Consider the following 14913-nt stretch of genomic DNA (forward strand, 5'->3'; position numbering starts at 1 on the left):
GCTACCAGCGGAGCGGGAGGCGGCTCACGCCGTGCATCAGGCTGCCCGGCAGCCAGGCCGGCGGGCCGGCCGCCGGGTCCTCGGCCAGGCCGGGGAAGCGTTCGAGCAGGGAGCGGATCGCGATGCGGCCCTCCATGCGTGCCAGCGGGGCGCCGATGCAGAAGTGGAGCCCGTGGCCGAAGGCCAGGTGGCCCTGCGGGGCGCGGCCGATGTCGAACGCCCCGGGGTCCGCGAAGCGGGCGGGGTCGCGGTCGGCGCCCGCCAGGGAGACGAGCACGGTCGCCCCGGCCGGGATGGTGGTGCCGCCCAGGTCCAGGGACTCGCGGGCGTAGCGGTACGTGGCGTGCTGCACGGGGCCGTCGTAGCGGAGCATCTCCTCGACCGCCCCGTCGAGCCCGTCGAAGTCGCCGTGCAGCGCGGTTAGTTGTCCGGGGTGGGCGAGCAGGGCCCGTACGCCGTTGGAGATGAGGCTGACGGTGGTCTCGTGGCCCGCGACCAGTAGCAGAAAGGCCATCCCGATGACCTCGTCGGAGGACAGGGAGTCGCCGTCCTCGTCGCTGGTCCGGATCAGCGCGCTGAGCAGGTCCTCGCCGGGCTCCTTGGCCTTGGCCTCGATGAGCTCCGCGAGGTAGATCCCCAGCTCCCGGTGCGCGTCGCCGTTCGAGGCGTTCGAGGTGGGGGCGACGATCTCGTTGGACCAGGACCGGAACCGGGCCCGGTCCAGGTCGGGGACGCCGAGCAGCTCGCAGATCACGGTCATCGGGAGCGGGAACGCCAGCGTCTCGATCAGGTCGCCGCCGCGCTCCGGCCCGGCGGCCATCGCGTCGAGCAGCTCGTCGGTGATCTGCTGGACGCGCACCCGCATGCTCTCCATGCGGCGTGCGGTGAACTCCCGTGCGACCAGGCGCCGCAGCCGGGTGTGGTGCGGCGGGTCGGATTCCAGCATGTTGGAGTTCACGGCGTTGGCCTGGGCGTCCGGGAACGCGCCCGAGGTGCGCCAGTCCTTGGACAGGGACGGGTGGTTGAGCGCGCGGCGCGCCTCCTCGTGCCCGACGACCATCCAGCTCGGCTCGATCTCGTCGGCGGCGAGGATGATCCGGTGCACGGGTCCCGCCGCACGCATCCTCTCGTAGAACGCGTACGGGTCGGCATCGAACTCTTCCGCACTGGCACTGATGTCCACTACTGGCATCGGACCACGGTACGCGCCCAGTTGGGAACCGGTAGGGGCGGTTTCCGGACACTCCGGGGCAAGAGCCCGATCACGGTAGTCTGCGGCCTTCGCCATACGAAAGAGGGGGACGGCCATGACGACCGCATGCGAGGTAGTCAGGACGACGATTGGCGTCGGCACTCGGGACGGCACCGCCGACGCCTATCTGGCCCGGCCCGACGGCGAAGGCCCGTACCCCGGGGTGCTGCTGTACGTGAACGCCTTCGGGATCCGTCCGCACATCAAGTCGGTGGCGGACCGGATCGCGGCGGCCGGCTACGTCGTCCTGATGCCCAACCTCTTCTACCGCCACGGGCGCGCACCGGTGTTCGAGCTTCCGGAGTTCGTGGACCTCGGCCGGCAGCCGGAGCTCTTCGACCGGGTCGGCCCGGCCCTCGACTCGCTGACCGCCGAGCTGGCGATGCGTGACGCCGAGGCCTATCTGGAGCGGCTCGCGGGCCTCCCGGACGTCGCCGCCGGGCCGGTGGCGATCACGGGGTACTGCCTGGGCGCCCGGCTGGCCCTGCTCACGGCGGGCACGTATCCGGAGCGGGTGGCGGCCGCGGCCGGCTTCCACGGCGGGTCCCTGGCCACGGACGCGGCGGACAGTCCGCACCTCGTGGCCCATCGGGTCACCGCCGAGCTGTACTTCGGCCACGCGGACCAGGATCCGTCGCTGCCGGCCGAGGAGATCGAGCGGCTCGGGAAGGCCCTCGCGGCTGCGGAGGTCCGCCACCGGGCCGAGGTGTACGAGGGCGCGGCGCACGGCTACACCCTGGCCGACACGAGCTCCTACGACGCGGCCTCGGACGAGCGGCACTGGACCGCGCTGTTCGCGCTGCTGGACCGGACGTTCTGACACGCGCGGGCCCGGCATCCTGCCGGGCGCGCGGCGCTACGGGGCCACGGAGCGGAGCGGTCGGGCCACGGAGCGGGGCGGTCGGGGTCTGGGTACCGCCGCCGGCGCGGATGGCCGCACGTTTCAGCTCTCCTGAAAGGAATGATCGAAAACATTCGATGGACCCGGGCAATCCCTGGGGGCGAGAGTCGAGGCATCAACCAAGCCCCAACTCCCTCGGCCTCAGCGGAAAGCAGGACTTCGCGCATGCCCTTCCCGACCGACGACTTCGCCGCCGCACCCTACGTCTCGGGCGACCCCTACGCCGACTACCGGGGCGCCACCTTCGACTTCTCCCACCTGACGGACCTCGCCGACCGCCGGCTCGGCGCGGGGGTCGTCGCGGCCAACGACGAGTTCTTCGCCGAGCGGGAGAACCTCCTGCTGCGCGCTGCGGCCGTCTTCGACGTGCACGACTACGGCAACAAGGGGAAGGTGATGGACGGTTGGGAGACCCGGCGGCGGCGCGGGGCGGGCTCGGACGAGTCGTTCCCGACGGAGTCCGATCACGACTGGGCGCTCATCCGCCTCGGCTCCCCCGGCGTCATCCGCGGGATCGTCGTCGACACCGCACACTTCCGCGGCAACCACCCGCAGCAGGTCAGCGTGTGGGCAGCCGCCTTCGAAGGGACGCCGTCGACGACCGAACTGCTCGAACGGGCGGACGCCTGGGAGGAGATCGTGCCGCGCACTCCCGTGCGCGGCCACGCCGCGAACGGCTTCGCGGTCGGGTCCGGGCGCCGCTGGACGCACCTGCGGATCAACCAGCACCCCGACGGCGGCATCGCGCGGCTGCGCGTCCACGGCGAGGTGCTGCCCGATCCCGAGTGGCTGGCCCTGCTCGGCACGGCGGACATGGCCTGCGTGGCCAACGGCGGGGTCGTGGAGGAGGCCTCGGACGGCTTCTACTCCTCCCCCGCGAACACGATCATGCCGGGGCTGTCGCAGAAGCAGGACGACGGCTGGGAGACGCGCCGGCGCCGCGACCGGGGGAACGACTGGATCGCCTACCGGCTGGCCGGTCAGTGCGAGATCCGTGTGGTGGAGGTGGACACCGCGAACCTGAAGGGGAACGCGGCCGGCTGGGTGTCGCTGTCCGTGAAGGACGGTGCGGACGGCGCCTGGACGCGGGTCCTCCCGCGCACCCGGCTGGAGCCCGACAGCCCGCACCGGCTGCCGCTCGCCGCACCGGTCCTGGCCACGCACGCCCGGATCGACGTGTACCCCGACGGCGGGTTCGCCCGCCTGCGCCTGCACGGCCGGCTCACCGACGCCGGAGCCGCCGCCCTCACCGCCCGCGCGCTGCGTGCGGCGGGCACGGCGCACTGACGGGAAGACGGCGGCTCGGGCGGCCCGCTCGTCCGGGCCGCGCCCGGGACTCCTACTCGACGACGAGCTCGACGGGGATGTTGCCGCGCGTGGCGCGGGAGTAGGGGCAGACCTCGTGCGCCTGCTTGACCAGCAGGGTGCCGGTCTCGCCCATCAGGGACTCCGGAAGCTCCACGCGCAGGACGACGGCCAGCCCGAAGCCCGCGCCGTCCTTGCCGATGGAGACCTCCGAGGTCACCGAGACCTCACTGGTGTCGACCTTGGCCTGGCGGCCGACCAGCCCGAGGGCGCTGGCGAAGCAGGCGGCGTACCCGGCCGCGAAGAGCTGCTCGGGGTTGGTGCCCAGACCGCTGCCACCGAGGGCCGGCGGCATGGCCAGCGCAAGGTCGATCTGGCCGTCGGAGCTGACGGCGCGGCCTTCGCGGCCGTTGGCGGTGGCGACAGCGGTGTAGATCGCGTCCATCTCGGGGGTTCCTCTCAAGGGGCGGAGGCGGGGCCGTCGACCGACGACCTCGCCCCATCAATATGGCACACAATTAAGTTGTGCACAATTCAGTTGCCGACACGACCCCCCGGTACACTTGCCCCATGACCGAGCAACCGACCGACGCCCTCCTCGACCAGGACTTCCTGCGCCTCGACGGCCAGATCTGCTTCGCCCTCGGCGCCGCGAACCGCGCCTTCGGTGGGCTCTACCGGGTCGTCCTGAAGGACCTCGGCCTGACCTACCCCCAGTACCTGGTGATGCTGGTGCTGTGGGAGCACGGAGAGATGCCGGTCAAACAGCTCGGGCAGCACCTGCGGCTCGACTCGGGCACGCTCTCGCCCCTCCTCAAGCGGCTGGAAGCGGCCGGTCTGCTCGTGCGCGAGCGCAGCGCCGCGGACGAGCGGTCCGTACACGTACGGCCCACCGAGGCCGGTACCGCCTTGCGCGCCCAGGCCGTCGAGGTGCCCCGGCGCATCGCGGCCGCGACCGGCTTCGAGCTCGGCGAGATCAAGGAGCTCCAGGACCGCCTGCGGCGGCTCACCGCCGCCCTGGACGCGGCGGTTCCGCCGGAGTAGCCCGGGCAGCGCGGAGCGGGCGTACGACGACGGGCCCGCCCGTACCGCGACGGGCCCGCACGCCGACCGGGTCCGACTACGCCCCGCTCGCCTTGAGCATGTCCTCGCGCTCGACGAGCTTCACGCGCTCGCGGCCCTGCGGCTCGCCCAGCGCCTTCTCGGCGGCGTCGAGCTTGTACCAGCCCTCCCACGTCGTGACGCGGACCTCCTTCTGCACGAGGAAGGCCTCGACCGCCTCCGGCTCGGGAGCGGCCGGCGTCAGCAGGCGGCCGTCCGCGTGGTCGGCGAGCAGGTTCGCGACCGTCTCGTTCGCGTCGCCCTTGGTGTGGCCGATCAGGCCGACGGGACCGCGGCGGATCCAGCCGGTGACGTACGTGGACGCCAGGTGCGCGCCGGCTTCGATGACGCGGCCGCCCTCGTCCGGAACCGTGCCGGAGTCGACGTCCCACGGCAGCTTGGGCAGCTCGTCGGAGAGGTAGCCGACGGCGCGGTAGACGGACTGGACGTCCCAGTCGGTGAAGGCGCCGGTGCCCTTGACGTTGCCCGTGCCGTCGAGCTCGGTGCGCTCGGTGCGCAGCCCGACGACCTTGCCGTCCTCGCCGAGGATCTCGGTGGGCGACTCGAAGAAGTGCAGGAAGAGCTTGTGCGGGCGCTCGCCTATGTCGCGGATCGCCCAGTTCTCCAGGGTCTTGGCGACCATGTCCGCCTGCTTGTTGGAGCGGCGGGTGGTGATCGAACCCTCGTCGTAGTCGATGTCCTCGGGGTTGACGATGACCTCGATGTTCGGCGAGTGGTCCAGCTCGCGCAGCTCCATCGGGCTGAACTTCGCCTGCGCGGGGCCGCGACGGCCGAAGACGTGGACTTCGAGGGCCTTGTTGGCCTTGAGGCCGTCGAAGACGTTCGCCGGGATCTCGGTCGGCAGCAGCTCGTCGGCGGTCTTGGCGAGGATCCGGGCCACGTCGAGGGCCACGTTGCCGACGCCCAGGACGGCGACCTTCTCGGCCTCCAGCGGCCAGGTGCGCGGCACGTCGGGGTGGCCGTCGTACCAGGAGACGAAGTCGGCGGCGCCGTAGGAGCCGTCGAGGTCGACGCCCGGGATGGTGAGCGCGCGGTCCGCGGTGGCGCCGGTGGAGAAGACCACGGCGTCGTAGAAGGAGTGCAGCTCGTCGAGGCTGATGTCGTTCGGGTAGTCGACGTTGCCGAAGAGGCGGACCTGCGGCTTGTCGAGCACCTGGTGCAGGGCGGTGATGATGCCCTTGATGCGGGGGTGGTCGGGAGCGACGCCGTAGCGGATCAGACCGAAGGGGGCCGGCATCCGCTCGAAGATGTCGATGGACACACCCGGCTCGGCGGCCGCCTCGGACTTCAGCAGGGCGTCGGCGGCGTAGATGCCGGCGGGGCCGGCACCGACGATTGCTACCCGCAGGGGGCGAGGCATGGCTGGGTTCCCTTCGAACGGCGAAAGACTCGATCAAGGGGAACCCTAAGCTAAGGGCAGCCTAACCCGGCACCCGCCCCTAGGTTATGACCCTATAGCCCGCACTTATGGCACCTCCAAGCAATACTTGGGGCTTCCGGCCCCCTCGGGGAGGCCGCCGCCCCCGTGATCCCATGGGCCGCATGGACACCGACCCCGGCCCCGACTACCCCGAGACCCCGCGCGCCCGCCGCCCGCTCCTCTTCCTCGATGTCGACGGCCCCCTCATCCCTTTCGGCTCCCCGCACGGGCACCCGGTCTACGAGGCTCCGGGCGCGGCCGATGCGTCCGGGGGCCACCCCCTGCTGCCCCGCGTCGATCCGGCACTCGGACCCCGGCTCGCCGCGCTGCCGTGCGAGCTGGTGTGGGCCACGACCTGGGGTGAGGACGCGAACCAGTGCCTCTCCCCGCGACTGGGACTGCCGGCCCTGCCGGTGGTGGAGTGGCCCGAGCCCTGCGACGCGGACGGCCCGGGCACGGTGCACTGGAAGACCGCCGGCCTCGTCGCCCGGGCGGCGGGCCGGGCGTTCGCCTGGGTCGACGACGAGATCGGCGACGCGGACCGCCGGTGGGTCCGCGGCCACCACCCCGGCCCGGCCCTGCTCCACCGCGTCGATGCCCGGGCCGGGCTCGGGAACGCCGACTTCACCGTCCTGGAGGCGTGGCTGCGCGCCCACGGAGCCTGAGTCCGGGGAGGGTTCGCCGCCCGCCGGGCCAACGGGCCCGGCTTCGGGTCCCGTCCGGCGTGGGTAGGCTTCCCTCGACACAGTGTGCGGGCGGGGTTCGGGGTGGGGTCATGGGGCGTCAGATACGTGTGCCCGGTGCGGTACTGGCGGCCGTGCTGCTGGCCGCCGCCGGCTGTTCCGGCGCGGGGAGCGGGACCGGGGCAGATCCCGGCGACGATGCGCAGCCGGGCGGAGCCGCCCGCTCCTCCCCCGCCGCCACCCCGGCTCCCGCCGACGGGAAGCCGCCTTCCGGCGACGTCCTCCCCGGCATGGTCGGCGCCGCCGTGGCCCGTACCCAGCTGGCCGCACTCAAGGTGGCGCCGCCGGGAACCATGTCCGGATACAGCCGGGACAAGTTCACGCACTGGGCGGAGCAGGGCGAGAAGTGCGACACCCGCGAGGTCATCCTCCAGCGGGACGGCGCGAACGTCACCCGCGACTCCCAGTGCAAGGCCGTGTCCGGGACGTGGAAGAGCCTGTACGACGAGGCGGTCGTCACCGAGGCTTCGAAGATCGACATCGACCACATGGTGCCCCTCGCCGAAGGCTGGCGCTCCGGCGCGGCCGGCTGGGACGCCGCGAAGCGCAAGGCCTTCGCGAACGATCTGACCCGCCCTCAACTGCTGGCGGTGACGGCCTCCTCGAACCGTTCGAAGGGCGACCAGAGTCCCGACCAGTGGCAGCCGCCGTCCAAGGCTTCCTGGTGCCAGTACGGGCGGGCCTGGACCACGGTCAAGTCCGTGTACGGCCTGACCGTCACCGAGCCCGAGAAGAAGACGCTCTCCACCATGCTCGACACCTGCCAAGCCTGACGCCGCTCACCCCAGGACCGCGATGCCCAGGGGGCGCGATCCCGCCGCGAGCCGCCGGGCGTCCCCGCTGTCGAGGTCCACGACCGTGATGCCGTTCCAGTAGCCGTCGCGGGTGTAGCCCCCGGTGACGTAGGCCGTCCGCCCGTCCCGGGACACGGCCACGCCCTCGTGGGGCCCGTCCAGCGGGTACACCCGCTCCGATCCGTCCGGGGAACGGACGGTGAGGGAGGGCCCCTTGCCCTTGCCCGGTTCCACCGCCCCCGTGCCGACGACCAGCAGCCGGCCGTCCGCCGTGACCGCGGCGCCGTGCTGGTGGGTGTCGGCGGTCAGTTCCTCCACCGTGGTGCGGCCCGTCCGCGGATCCACCACCGAGAGGCGCTCGCCCTCGAAGGGGAGCAGCAGCATCCCGTCCGAAGGGCGGACGACGGCGTAGTGCGGTTTCAGCCAGGAGGCGAGGCCGCCCTCGGTCCCGTACGGGGCGACCTCGATGCGGCGCGGACGCATCGAGCCTCCCGTTTCGCCCGTTTCCCCCGTGCCGCCGGCTCCGTCGATTCCGACGGGCACGACGGTGACGTCGAAGGAGTCGTGGCCGGTGACGTACACCTCCGAGCCGTCGCGCGCGACGTCCACGTCGAAGGGCCGCCGGCCCACCGGGACCACCGCGGTCGTCTCGCTCTTCGCCGTGTCGATGACCTCGAGGACGCCGGTGGTGCCGGGCACGTTGACCCCGACGTACGCGTGCGCGCCGTCGGGCGAGAGCGCGATGCCCATGCCGCCGCCCCGGTACTCGCCGCCCGTCACGGGCCCGGTGCCGGTGGTCCGGTACGGGATCCGGGCCAGCCGGGTCCGCGTCCGCGTGTCCACGACGGCGACACCCTCGGCGGTGGCCACCCAGGCCCGGCCGTCCGCGCCGACCACCAGGCCGTACGGTGCCCTGCCGACCGGCACCGAACCGACCGCGCCGCGCTCCGGGTCCACGAACGTGACGGTGTCGGCGCCGAAGTCGGCGACCAGGAGGGTGCCGCCCGGGGTGGTCGCCGCCGTGGGGAGCGGGGAGGCCGCGGGGGCGGCGGCCGGCGGCGCGTCGGGGGTGGAGCAGGCCCCCAGCAGCAGTGCTCCGGCGAGGGCCGCGACGGCGGTACGGGTTCCCCGGACGCGGCGGCGCGGGTGCGGGCGGTCGTGCTGCGGCATGGGCGTGGCCCCTCTCGGTTCCGGGGGCGGGGCCGGTGGTGCGCCCGCTCCCCCGCACCCATCCTCACCTCACCGGGCCGCCCGGCCGCTCGGCCCGGCGGCCGACAGCGGGGTCGGCCGATCGGTCGATGCGGGGACGCGCCGGGGCGGGCAGGGGGCGGCTCAGCCCTCGTACTCCGTGAGGTCGATGCCGTGGAGGTTGAGGAGCGCGCCGGTCTGCGGGTGGTTGATGTCCTTCTCGGCGGTCATGCCCAGCTTGCGGATCACGTTCTCGGACTCGTCGTTGCCCGCCCGGTTGATGGCGACGACCCGGTCGAGCCCGCGGTCCTGGAGGGCGAACTCCAGGGTGGCGTGCGCGGCCTCGGAGCCGTAGCCCTGGCCCCAGTAGGAGCGGCCGAGCCGCCAGGTGATCTCGGCCGCCGGCAGGACCTCGGGGAGCCACCACGGCATGGAGAGCCCCACGGCTCCGATCAGCTCGCCGGAGGCCAGCAGCTCCACGGCGAAGATCCCGAAGCCCTCCTCGTCCCACTCGTCCTCCCACCGCTCGATGGTCTCGGCGGTCTCCTCCAGGTCGAGGGTCTCGCCGTCGCCGATCCAGCGCATCACCTCGGGGTCGGCGTTGATCTCCGACAGGGGGACGAGGTCGTCCTCGGACCAGCGGCGGAGGAGGAGGCGGGGGGTACGGATCTCGGTCATGGCTCCCATCCTGCCGAACGTGCCGGACATCGGGTAATCGGGTCCGCCACGGGCCCGCCCGCGGCCTCTCCGCGCCGCTGCCCTCTCCTTTCCCCCGCACCTCCGCTACCCCTCCGGGACGGTGATCGCGTCGAGCTGCGCCCTCAGGTGGACGTGCGAGTCGACGGGCTCGTGCGCGATCCGGCCCAGCGGCGGGGGGAGCGGTTCCACGCGGGTGTGCGGGTCACACTCGTAGAAGTAGACGAGCGAGATCAGCTCCTCGGCGGGCACGTCGGCGGGCGGCGGCAGGACCCGGTGGCGGCCCGCCCGCCAGCGGTCGCCCGTCCAGCGCGCCATCAGGTCTCCGATGTTCACGGTGAGCGCCGCCGGATCGTACGGGGGCGTCCTGCCAGCCCTCGGCGTCGGTGTGGATCTGGAGTCCGCCCGCGCCCCGCTGCCGGTCGAGGACGGTGACGGTGCCGAAGTCGGTGTGCGCGCCGATGCGGAACTGGCCGGGCAGCGGCGGGCCGAGGAGTTCGGTGCCGGGGTACCAGTTGAGGTTGAACCCCCAGGTGGGGTGGCGGGTGTGCCGGGTGAAATGGTCCGTGTCCAGGCCGAGCGCGGCCGCCAGCAGCTCCAGCAGTTCGTCGGAGAGGGCCCGCATGGCGGCCAGGTACTCCGTCACCGGCCCGCGCAGCGCGGGCACTTCGGCCGGCCACGCGTTGGGCCTGAACCACTCGGCGTCCACCGGGGCGATCCCGGTCGGCTCCTCCGCCGCGAAGGACCAGGACTCCTTGAGGTCGGGCGGGGAGGCCGCGCCCTCCGCGTAGCTGTTGGCCTCGGCGCCCGGGCCGAGCCAGCCGCGGCCGCCGACCGGCACGGCGTACGGGGCCTTGGCGGCGGCCGGGAGCCGGAAGAAGGTCCGCGCCTCCTCCCGGATCCGCGCCGGCAGCTCCGGGTCGACTCCGTGCCCGGTCACCAGCAGGAACCCGGCCGCCCGGAGCGCCTCGTCGACGCGGGAGGCGACCTGTCGGCGCGCCTCGGGCCCGCCGGAGCGCCACGGGCCGAGATCGATCACGGGGACCTGCGAACTCACCACGGAGACCTGCTTTCCGGATCGGGAGGGCTGCCCGAGACGGCCGGGGCCGTCGCCTACGGTTCGGCCTAGGCGGGCCGACTCAGGGTGTACCGGACCGTGCCTTCCCCGGAGCCCGACTCCGTGAAACCGGCCCGTCGCAGTACCCCGTGCGAGGGCGCGTTGCCGTCGTCCGCCTCGGCCTCCAGCACGGTGCAGCCCGGCTGGCCGAGGGCCCAGCCGGAGAGGGCCTTCGCCGCCTCGGTGGCGTAGCCGCTGCCGCGCGCCGACGGGAGCAGGTCGTAGCCCATCTCGGCACGGCCCTCGGCGTCCGGGGTCGCGTGGAAGCCCATGCCGCCGATCGCCCGCCGGTCGCTCGCACGGATGATGGCGTACGGGCCCCAGCCCGGCCGGTACGTCCCTTCCTCGCGCGCCCGGGCCGTCCTGCCGGCCGCGTACCGCGTGCCCTCGGCGGGTCCGTCTCCGGCCCAGACGAAGCCTCCGGTGCCGCCCGCGTGCAGGTCGGCCGCCACGAGCGGGGTGATCTCGCAGAGCAGCACGCGCTCGGCCCGGACGGGGTCGGCGTACCAGCGCCAGGCCGTCTGCCGGGCCAGGCCGGGCAGCTCGCCCCGGCCGGTCGCCCACAGCAGCGTCCGCCAGGAGTCGTGGGCCTCCCCGTGCGGGACGTGCGGGAAGAGGCGGTCCAGGACCAGGGCGGGCAGCTCGGGGCCGGGCTCCCAGTCGTGCACGCCGAGGCCGCCGAGCACGTCGTGGGTGTGCAGCAGCGTCTCGATGACGCCCATCGCCGCGAAGCCGTCCGGGCCCGCCGTCCCTGCCGGATGCCACGCGCGGACGTCCGGCCCGGCGAGGGACACGGCGGCGGACAGGAAGCTGCCGGCGGCCGTGATCATGTCGAGCACCCCGGCCGGCGTGGCCGCCTCGTGCGCCCGGACCTCCAGGGGGACGTAGGCGTCGGTGGCGCGCACCGCGAGCTGTGCGGCGTAGGCGACCAGGTCATCGGCCATGTGCACGGCGGTGTCGTGGCAGCTCCAGGCCAGCCCGGCGGCCGGGGTGCTCCAGTCGCGGTGCGCCACCGCACGCAGTGCTTCGGTGGAGAGCGATACCGCCCGGTCGAGGTCGGTGGCCGTCGCGAGGGTACCCGTGTGCGTCATCCGGCGAACCTTAAGGGGGGTTCCCGCGGGCCGCCAAGGGGATATCCGTGCCCCGGTGGCGCGCCTGCGCGCCCGCGCCGTGGCCGGGGCGCTACTGCTTGTGCCGGGACGGCGCGCTGACCGCGCCCCGGTGAAGGGCGGAGCCAAACAGTGGAGATTTCGACGAGGGACGTCTTCGGGGCGCCGTGCTGGGTGAGCCTGATGGCCCGGGATCTCGGTGCGGCGCAGCGGTTCTACGGTGAGGTCGCGGGCTGGCGGTTCCGGCCCGCGCGGCTCGGGGAGGCCTTCTCGGTGGCCGAGCTGGACGGGATGCCGGTGGCCGGGATCGGCGCGCTGGCCGGGGATCTCGCCGTGGCCGTGGCCTGGACCCCGTACTTCGCGGTCGACGACGCCGATGTGGCGGTGGACCGGATCCGGGAACGCAGCGGCACGATCGCGGTCGGCCCGGTCTCCTTCGAGTCGGGCGGCCGCGGAGCGCTGGTGGCGGACCGGGACGGGGCGGTGTTCGGGATCTGGGAGGGCCAGGTCTCCTCGGGCTGGCGGGTCGGTTCGGGACAGGCTCCGGCCTGGCTGGAGCTGCGCACCCGGGACGCCTTCGAGTCGGCGATCTTCTACGGGGAGGTGCTGGAGTGGGCCACCGGCCGCCCCGGGTGCTGCGAGGTCGCGTACGAGGAGGAGCGCGTCGTACTGCGCCAGGAGGGGGAGCCGGTGGCACGCCTGGACAGCGGTCCCGTCGAGCCGGGTTCCTACAGTCCGTACACCCGGCCGCGCTGGCACGTGCACTTCCGGGTGCCCGCGCTCGAGCCGGCGGTGGAGGCAGCCGTCGCGCTGGGCGGCCGCACGGTCTCCGAGCCGGGGTCGAGCGGGACCGAACGGTGGGTGTCTCTGCGTGATCCGGACGGGGCGCTCTTCACCCTCACCTCGTCCCGGACGGACGACGGGGCTGACGGGGCCGACGGGTCCGCGGCGTCCGGCGGGTCCGGGTCCATTCGATGAGATCGGCCTCGGACCAGGTGTTGACGACCCGGTCGGCCGTCACCCCGCATTCCAGGGCGCGTTCGCAGCCGAGGGTCTGCCAGTCGAGCTGACCCGGCGCGTGCGCGTCGGTGTCGATCGCGAAGAGGGTCCCCGCCGCCACGGCGAGCCGCAGCAGCCGGCGCGGCGGGTCGAGCCGCTCGGGCCGGCTGTTGATCTCCACGGCGGCGCCCGACTCGGCGCAGGCCGCGAAGACGGCCTCGGCGTCGAACGCCGACTCCGGCCGGGTCTTGCCCGTCACCAGCCGCCCGGTGCAGTGCCCGAGGACGTCGAGGTGCGGGTTGCGCACGGCGGCCACCATCCGCCGGGTCATGGCGGCGGCGTCCATCCGGAGCTTGGAGTGGACGGAGCCGACCACCAGGTCCACCTCGGCCAGGAGATCCGGCTCCTGGTCCAGCGAGCCGTCGTCGAGGATGTCGCACTCGATGCCGGTGAGCAGCCGGAACGGGGCCCAGGTCGCGTTGAGTTCGGCCACGGTGCGCAATTGTTCCCGCAGCCGCTCCGGGGAGAGTCCGCGGGCCACGGTCAGGCGCGGCGAGTGGTCGGTGAGCACCGCCCAGTCGTGCCCGAGGGCGGCCGCGGCCCGGGCCATCGCCTCGATGGGGCTGCCGCCGTCCGACCAGTCGGAGTGCATGTGGCAGTCGCCGCGCAGGGCGGCGCGCAGGGCGAGGGCCTCGGGGCTGGGCGGCGGGCCTTCGGGGTGGGCCGCGGCCTTCTCCTCCAGCCCCTGCAAGTACGCGGGGATCGCTCCGCCGAGGGCTTCGCGGACGACCTGGGCGGTTTTCGGGCCGATGCCCTTGACCGCTTCGAGGGTGCCCGCGCCGACCCTTTCGGCCAGCTCGCCCTCGCCCATCGTGCCGATGACGGCGGCCGCCGTGCGGAAGGCCTGGACCCGGTAGGTCGGTTCCTGGGCCCGTTCCAGTAGGAAGGCGATCCTGTCCAGCGCGGCCACCGGGTCCATCGCGTGTCTCCCTCCGCGAAACCGCGGAGAGGGGGCCCGGGCCTCTCGGACCCGCGCCCCCTCTCCGCCCGGGTCAGGCTCCGTCGGCCGGGTCGGCCGCCGGACGGTACTGCAGGGCCAGGCCGGCGAGTACCGCGCCGGCCGCCGCGCTCAGCACGGCGGTGATGCCGGCCCACTCCAGGGAGCCGCCGACCGCGCCGCCGAGCGGGTCGAACCCGGCGACGCCGCCGACCACGTGGAGCCCGGCCACGCCGAGCGCGACCACCGCGCCGGCCCGCCACGCGCCGGCCGTGTCCCGTACCGCCAGCAGGGCGCCGGCGGTGAGGCAGAGCAGGGTGACGGCCAGGGCGAGCAGCCCGCCGCGGTCACCGGAGGCCAGGGCCGCCAGATCGCCGGGCACGTGCAGGGCACCGCAGAGGAGCAGTGCGAGCGCCACCGGCCAGCGCAGTATGTGGCGCAGTGCGCCCGTGCCCGGCCGGGCCGCTGTCCGGGACGGGGTCCGGGTCGGGGTCCGGGACGGGACGCCCCTGCCCGTGGCCTGGGCCTGAGCTTGGGCCTGGGCCTGGGGCGCGGGCGGGTGGACGGGGGTCCGTACCCGGTCCGCCGGCTCGGGGCGGTGCTGCGGGGGCTGTTCACCGGTGCCGAGGATGCTGACCAGCAGGGCCACGTCCTCGATGGGCCGGCCGAGGGCGGCGGCCCGCAGCGCGATGTCGGTTTCGACCAGCTCGTGCGGGGGCTCGCCCAGCAGGGTCACCATCTCGCGGACCTCGTGGACCGGCCGGGCCACGGCGGCCGCGCGCAGCGCGGCGTGTCCGGGGTTGGGGACCTGTCCGGAGTCCTTGAGGAGGTTCACCAGGTCCGTGACCTCCCGGACGGGGCGGCCGGTGGCGGCGGTCTCCAGGACGGTGCGGGCGGGCGCTCCGACGGGCCGGTCTGCGGGGCCCGGGCCGGGTGCCGGCTCTGTGCCGGGACCTGCGCCCGGACCTGCCTCGGGACCGGTGTGGGGACCGGTGTGGGGGCTGGCCGGGGGACCGGCCAGGGGACCAGCCTGGTGACCGCCCTGGGGACCAGCCTGGGGGCCGGTGTGGGGACCGGTGTGGGGACCGGCCTGGTGTCCGGGAGCGGTCCCGGATTCGGACTCGGACTCGGACTCCGGCTCGGGGCCGGAGTCGAGGTCGTCCGTGTCGGGGGCCGGCGGCCAGACGTCCGTGGTGTCGGGGAGCCGGCGCGGTTCTTCGTACTCCGTCGCGGCGAGCGTGATCGGGTCATTCATGGAAAGCTCCGTTCG

14 protein-coding genes and 1 pseudogene are annotated in these 14913 nt (G+C 74.0%); 6 read left to right on the plus strand and 9 right to left on the minus strand.

Annotation, left to right across the window (positions count from 1 at the left end; genetic code table 11):
- Nucleotide 1 precedes the first annotated feature (1 nt).
- Nucleotides 2–1192: a cytochrome P450 family protein gene (locus AC6CKD_RS06385; RefSeq protein ID WP_498325742.1), complete on the minus strand. Its 1191-nt coding sequence runs from the start codon at nt 1190–1192 to the stop codon at nt 2–4.
- Between the two features lie 115 nt (nt 1193–1307).
- Between AC6CKD_RS06385 and AC6CKD_RS06390 the strand changes: the two genes are divergently transcribed.
- Together AC6CKD_RS06390 and alc are read left to right on the plus strand one after the other, a co-directional pair.
- Nucleotides 1308–2072: a dienelactone hydrolase family protein gene (locus AC6CKD_RS06390; RefSeq protein WP_498325743.1), complete on the plus strand. Its 765-nt coding sequence runs from the start codon at nt 1308–1310 to the stop codon at nt 2070–2072.
- A gap of 246 nt (nt 2073–2318) precedes the next feature.
- Nucleotides 2319–3440 carry an allantoicase gene (gene alc, locus AC6CKD_RS06395; protein WP_498325744.1) on the plus strand — a complete coding sequence of 374 codons (1122 nt, stop codon included), beginning with the start codon at nt 2319–2321 and terminating at the stop codon, nt 3438–3440.
- A gap of 52 nt (nt 3441–3492) precedes the next feature.
- Here alc and AC6CKD_RS06400 read toward each other — a convergent pair whose 3' ends face one another.
- Nucleotides 3493–3903: an organic hydroperoxide resistance protein gene (locus tag AC6CKD_RS06400; protein WP_498325746.1), complete on the minus strand. Its 411-nt coding sequence runs from the start codon at nt 3901–3903 to the stop codon at nt 3493–3495.
- Nucleotides 3904–4028: 125 nt separating this feature from the next.
- Here AC6CKD_RS06400 and AC6CKD_RS06405 point away from each other — a divergent pair, with 125 nt between their 5' ends.
- The gene (locus AC6CKD_RS06405; RefSeq protein WP_498325747.1) at nt 4029–4502 is read left to right on the plus strand and encodes a MarR family winged helix-turn-helix transcriptional regulator; all 474 of its coding nucleotides are present in this window, start codon (nt 4029–4031) and stop codon (nt 4500–4502) included.
- A gap of 76 nt (nt 4503–4578) precedes the next feature.
- Here the strand turns inward: AC6CKD_RS06405 and AC6CKD_RS06410 are convergent, their stop codons facing one another.
- A complete protein-coding gene (locus tag AC6CKD_RS06410; RefSeq protein ID WP_498325748.1) occupies nt 4579–5940 on the minus strand; it encodes an FAD-dependent oxidoreductase in 1362 nt (453 codons plus the stop codon).
- A gap of 182 nt (nt 5941–6122) precedes the next feature.
- Here AC6CKD_RS06410 and AC6CKD_RS06415 point away from each other — a divergent pair, with 182 nt between their 5' ends.
- Together AC6CKD_RS06415 and AC6CKD_RS06420 are read left to right on the plus strand one after the other, a co-directional pair.
- Nucleotides 6123–6665, plus strand: a complete 543-nt coding sequence (locus AC6CKD_RS06415) for an HAD domain-containing protein (RefSeq protein WP_498325749.1) — start codon at nt 6123–6125, stop codon at nt 6663–6665.
- A 110-nt stretch (nt 6666–6775) separates the two neighbouring features.
- Complete coding sequence (locus AC6CKD_RS06420; protein ID WP_498325751.1) at nt 6776–7516, plus strand: GmrSD restriction endonuclease domain-containing protein; 741 nt, start codon at nt 6776–6778, stop codon at nt 7514–7516.
- A gap of 6 nt (nt 7517–7522) precedes the next feature.
- Here AC6CKD_RS06420 and AC6CKD_RS06425 read toward each other — a convergent pair whose 3' ends face one another.
- The 4 genes and pseudogenes from AC6CKD_RS06425 to AC6CKD_RS06440 all read right to left on the minus strand — a co-directional run bounded on the left by AC6CKD_RS06425 (nt 7523) and on the right by AC6CKD_RS06440 (nt 11629).
- Complete coding sequence (locus AC6CKD_RS06425; RefSeq protein ID WP_498325752.1) at nt 7523–8707, minus strand: hypothetical protein; 1185 nt, start codon at nt 8705–8707, stop codon at nt 7523–7525.
- Nucleotides 8708–8869: 162 nt separating this feature from the next.
- A complete protein-coding gene (locus AC6CKD_RS06430) occupies nt 8870–9403 on the minus strand; it encodes a GNAT family N-acetyltransferase (protein ID WP_243332038.1) in 534 nt (177 codons plus the stop codon).
- 105 nt (nt 9404–9508) lie between these two features.
- Nucleotides 9509–10481: pseudogene (locus AC6CKD_RS06435) on the minus strand (isopenicillin N synthase family dioxygenase).
- Between the two features lie 65 nt (nt 10482–10546).
- On the minus strand, nt 10547–11629 hold the full coding sequence (locus AC6CKD_RS06440; protein WP_498325753.1) for a GNAT family N-acetyltransferase: 1083 nt from the start codon (nt 11627–11629) through the stop codon (nt 10547–10549).
- A 201-nt stretch (nt 11630–11830) separates the two neighbouring features.
- Between AC6CKD_RS06440 and AC6CKD_RS06445 the strand changes: the two genes are divergently transcribed.
- Nucleotides 11831–12625: a VOC family protein gene (locus tag AC6CKD_RS06445; RefSeq protein WP_498326274.1), complete on the plus strand. Its 795-nt coding sequence runs from the start codon at nt 11831–11833 to the stop codon at nt 12623–12625.
- Here the strand turns inward: AC6CKD_RS06445 and AC6CKD_RS06450 are convergent.
- Both AC6CKD_RS06450 and AC6CKD_RS06455 read right to left on the minus strand, forming a co-directional pair.
- Nucleotides 12546–13625, minus strand: coding sequence for a PHP domain-containing protein (locus AC6CKD_RS06450; RefSeq protein WP_498325755.1), 1080 nt, complete (start codon nt 13623–13625; stop codon nt 12546–12548). The genes AC6CKD_RS06445 and AC6CKD_RS06450 overlap by 80 nt on opposite strands.
- 73 nt (nt 13626–13698) lie before the next feature.
- The gene (locus tag AC6CKD_RS06455; RefSeq protein WP_498325756.1) at nt 13699–14898 is read right to left on the minus strand and encodes a hypothetical protein; all 1200 of its coding nucleotides are present in this window, start codon (nt 14896–14898) and stop codon (nt 13699–13701) included.
- Nucleotides 14899–14913 lie beyond the last annotated feature (15 nt).

The sequence above is a fragment of the Streptomyces sp. GQ60 genome (genome assembly GCF_059758875.1).